The sequence below is a fragment of the Bartonella vinsonii subsp. vinsonii genome (genome assembly GCF_902825235.1).
GTDB lineage: Bacteria > Pseudomonadota > Alphaproteobacteria > Rhizobiales > Rhizobiaceae > Bartonella > Bartonella vinsonii.
On sequence record NZ_CADEAJ010000021.1, the window covers coordinates 1 to 5,061 of the forward strand.

Here is a 5,061-nt window from a genome sequence, read left to right on the forward strand (position 1 = left end):
GTTGCATAGATGACATTGCCATTTTCATCATGCAAAACCTCACCCTCAAAATGCTCTTTGACATATGAGATTTTATAAATTTTACCAAGGTATCCAAATCCTTCATCTGATAAATCATTGATCATATCGAGGCGATTATGCACTGCTCCCTCAAGCGATGTGGTATCCAGCGGCACTACCGCTTGGTGGGCTGCTGCGGTGTTGCGGTTGAGGGCATCAATGATTTGTCCAGCATCTTGCCCCATCGCCCTCTGGTTGGTTGCATCGGTTAAGATGATGGTGCCATCACTGATGGCGGATTTGGTTTCCCCGTCCGCCGCATCCTTGGCTTTCCCATGACTTAAAGCATTTTTGGCAATGTTTTTTATCGTGTCGTTCCCAGAAAGGCTAAAACCATGGCTGCTGGCTTGTGCACTCGCACTGTTGGTGATGTCACTGGTACTGATGCTTCCTGTGGTCAGGCTGTTTTTGTCTGGCGACGCGGTGCTGGCAATCAGCCCCCCAGTCAGGGTTGTTTTATCTTTAACGTTGATCTTAAAACCGCCATCACCCGCTTTGATGCCTGATTGCTCCACAACACTGTGATAATCGCTGGAGGATTGATCCTTTTGTAAGGAGAAGCTTGTTGAGCCTGCATCAAAACTTTTGCTGCCACCAAACCCAACAGAAGCAGATTTCTGCTTGTTAGAGGTTTGACCCGTATCACTGCGGCTGGTAATGGTCAAATCACCACCAACATTCATCTCTACATGGTCTCCCAAAACCACGGCCCCCGCAAATGTGGTGTTTCCTCCACTGTTGGTGTGAACAGTACCGGTGCCACTAAGATGGCTGTTTTTGTGTTGAACTTCCTCACTGGAGCCTTCCCCTTGACTAAAGGAAGCATTGCCTGTTCCCCCAGCACCACCGGTACCATAGCTATACCCAACATTTACCGAGGCGCTTTCATTGTGGTTTTGTGTGCTTTGCGTGGTTTGTGCACTTTCAAAGGTGATATCTTTCCCTGCTTCTAAGTTGATATTTCCACTCTGCTCATCATTTGCATAAACAGGATTGGTACCGGCGATAATGTCACCTCCAATATCATGGATGCTGCCTTTGTGGGCTTGCATGTTAACAGAACGCCCTGCTTCCATTGTTCCTGTCACCGCCGTGGAGGTTTGAAAAGAGGCTTCTGCTTTCTCTGTCTTAAAGCCCACGGTTACGCTAGCAGAAACATCAGCCATATTGGCAAGAGCATCCTTGGTGGAGCCCCCCACCCCTCCTAATGGGCTACTCAGTCCTTTGCTGATATTGCCCCTTTCCCCTGTATTGCCACTCAGCCAACTCACAAAATTCCTACCTTTGTTAAAGAGGTTATTGATTTTCATGCCAGTCAGTACGCCATTAATAACTGTGTTATTTCCATCCTTATTATTCATGTGGTCCGCTGAATCTTTTAAGCCTTGTACAGTATCAAGAACACCCACATTGACAGTGGTTGTAACACCGGCAAAGGATTTTTCATGGGTTTCCTGTGTATTGGAGATATCATGGCTTTCTGATAGTGTGACATTATTGCCGGCATCGATATTTAGATCACGATCCGCCAAAACATCTGCCGCTTGCATGGTCACATCATTGCCGGCAGTGATCTGTACATCTTTCTTCGCCGTGATGTGCGATTGAACAGAGGTCGTTTCCCACTCATCACCCGTATCCTTCGCACTGGCAACCCCAACACCGACAGAGGCACTGCTGCTGCTCTTTTCAAACTGAATGCCAAAACCTTCCCGCTCTTCTTTTGAGCTTGACTTATGGCTATTATGGCCAACAAGCACATTAACATCATGCGCTGCGGTAAGATGAACATTTTCCCCTTCAACATCAGAGCCCACAATTGTCACATCTTTTTTCTTGGCGGTGATGTTGAGAGTGCCATCCGCATTCAAAGAAGAGCCTTGATGTTCAAAACTCTCTTCATTTTGCGTTTTGCCTTCACTTCCATATATCGATACAAAGCCCTTGCCTGATCCCACGCCAAAACCCGTTTCATGCTCCTCTGAATGGCTGCTATGGTGGTCTGTCATGCCATCAATCATCACATCTTCTGCACTCACATTGATGTCTTGACCAGAAAGCAGATGAGAAGCAGTAATCTTGGCATCCCCTTGCGCTTCCATATCAATGTTGCCCGTCGCACCTAGAACAGAGGAAACCGTTGTGGTGTGCGATTCAGATTTATCTGAAGATTCCTCGTGCAAAAGGCTACTTGACGAGGATTGCTGTTGCTGATCAAAATGTTCTTGGGCACCTTTGATAACAATATTTCCACCAGAGTGAATGGTAATATCCGCTTTTGCCTGATCTTCTGGTGTTTTCTCTCCTGACGTTTCCCCTGCCTTACCGGCTATGAGCGTCGAGGCTACAACTTCCGTGTTGTTTCCTGAGTCAATGGCAACGCCTTTGCCCCCAGATATGAGTGAACCGGAAACTTGGACAGCATCCACCTTGTTATGCACGGATTTGCTGCTGCTGAATGTTCCCCCGTCTTTATGGTACGACATCTCATAATGTAAGCTATCCTCTGCATTGGTGATCACAATATCATTGCTGGCTTTTAGCCCCACCTTGCCATCAGCCGCAACAGAACTGCCTGTGATGGTGAGATCATGCTTCTTTCCATCCTGCCCTGCAACGACAGTGGTATCGCCTCCAGATTTTATTGTTGATCCCTGGGAAATCAAGGCTTGCATATCGACTTTGGTGTTGTTGGCGCGAAGATGATACTCCATTTCATCTTCTCTCACCCCTATCGCTATTTCCCCTTGTGCACCAAGAACAACATTGCCCTTGGCATCTATATCGGAAGCAGCCATATGAATATCTTTTCCAGAGAGAACCGTGGTCTCTTTTCCAGAACTTAAATGAGAGCCATTGTGTAAGGCAACATGAGAGGTTTGATCCCCGTGATGGCTATTGGCACTGTTGCGCGTGGCATCAATCGAAACGTTGCCTTTTGCTTGTAAGGAAAGATTATCCGTTGCTTGAACATCAGAGCCTAAGATATTCAAATCTTTTCCAGAGACAAGTGTCGTCGATCCTCCAGAGTTTAACGCAGATTTATGATGCATGGTGGCATCACCCTGTTCATCATGGTAGTGGGTTTCTGCTGAACCTATCGTCAAGTTGCCTTGTTCTGTGGCCATGGCAAGATCGCCCCCTGTGCTGATCTTAACCCCTGAGGCTGTGAGATCTTGTTTGGCGATCACGCTCGCATTGCCCCCTGTAGAAAGCGCCTCGGTGTTTAAAACGGTCTCCACGCCGTCAACCGTTGTTCGCCCTGCTTCAAAACGAATATTCTTCTCCGCAAGTAAAACAGCATCACCACCAGCAGCAAAATGCCCCCCTTGACTGAGGAGATCCCCACCATGCACATGCAATTGGTGGTTTGCATTTATCCGCCCAGAATTGGTTATCATTGAATTGCTTGTATTCTGGCTGGTGATATTGACATCATCCCCCATAATCAAAGCACCAGCAGAAACAAAGGAGGCTCTGTCTTTTTCAGGGATGTAAAGCACCGGTGCATAAACATCCATGCCCTTGATCTGTTGGCGCACATAAATCACCATCGGGGCTTCTAGGGACGCCAATTGTTCTTTACTCAAAGCCTCACCAAAAGGGAGATTGTGTGCTTTTGCATATTCCGCCCCGACATCAAGCAAGGTTTTGACTTGTTCAATAGCATCACTTCCAGGAATAAAGGAACCTTTTCCCAAACCCTGACCAACCAGATCACGCATTTGTTTCTCAATCAATTGCTTTTCAAAATAAGCATCGCCTAAGAAAAAAATCTCCCGATCAGGTTTGTAGCCAATTCTGTTCAAATAATAGGCTGAGCCATAAAACTTGCCAACATCAAGGAATTCTGCCCGCGTTTCATAAAGGAAATTCTGGTTGGGTAGCGTGCCCCCAATTCCACCCGATTGGGGTTTTGGTAAAGGCAATGAACTCCCATCCGAAACACCAGCTGTACCATCTAAGGCGATATTTGGCGTAAACAAAGCACCAGCCCCAGTCAAACCGCTCAGCGCCCCTAGTGGATCACCCCCAACGGCTTTTGCCTCAAAATGCGCATCCCCTGTAATCGAACCTTCCGCTGCCGTGTTGTGGAGTTGATCGACCACCAAATTCAACGTGCCACCCGCTTGGACAAGACCAGGAACGCTCTCCAAAGCTTCTGAGCCAGTTTGGCGATACTTGCCATTGGCTATATCTAAAGAAACATCGCGGCTTCCATCAGCTTGATAGCCATAACAATAAGCATCTGTGTTTGCATTACAATGCATATAGGTGTTTTTATAAGCTGTTGCCCCTAAATTGGTGAGCACATTGGCGTGAATATCGGCATTTCCTTCCGCTCTTATAATGCTATAATGGTTGTCAATGCTATCAGCGTTAATGATCAGATTGCCGTGAGACTCTATCATCCCCGAAACAGTGGGTTTATGCGAAAACTCTTGCGTGACAGTTTCTTCTGTCATGTGTGACCAGTTTTCGTTTAGGAACGAGAGCCCCAAGAATCCTTCTCTCCATCTATCACCATTCCAGGAATACTGTTCTATGCCTTTTCTGTTATCATTATATTCCCAAGTAAATGCCTTATAAACTGTTCCGTCTTTCAATGTTGTTTTGCCATAGGTTTCTTCTTTGCTCGCCCAAATCTGCTGTTTAAATATAAAGTTCTTCGTGTCACTCAATACCGGCCACTTAGAAAGCTTTCCTTTGCCCCAGCTATTCAATCTCGTATCATGATATAACATCCCATCACTGAGCTGATCAGAACCCTTTGATCTTTCGAATGAAATATCGCTATATTCCGTTTTTTCCGTGATAACAGGCGTGCTATCGGCTTCGTTTTTGAGGGTGTTGGTTTGGATATTTAAGTTGCCACCGGCTTGAATAAAGCCTGCTTTATTGACAAGGGAAAGGCTCTTTCCTGTGCCATCTGCATTGGTAAAAAACAAATCACCCTCTGCTATTATGGCGCCAAAATCATTCAACACAGTGCCATCAACT

General features: G+C 46.3%; 1 protein-coding gene. It reads right to left on the minus strand.

Annotation, left to right across the window (positions count from 1 at the left end):
- The coding region (locus J7R12_RS08410) for a hemagglutinin repeat-containing protein (protein ID WP_208439052.1) at positions 1-5,061 on the minus strand (5,061 nt) is incomplete at both ends.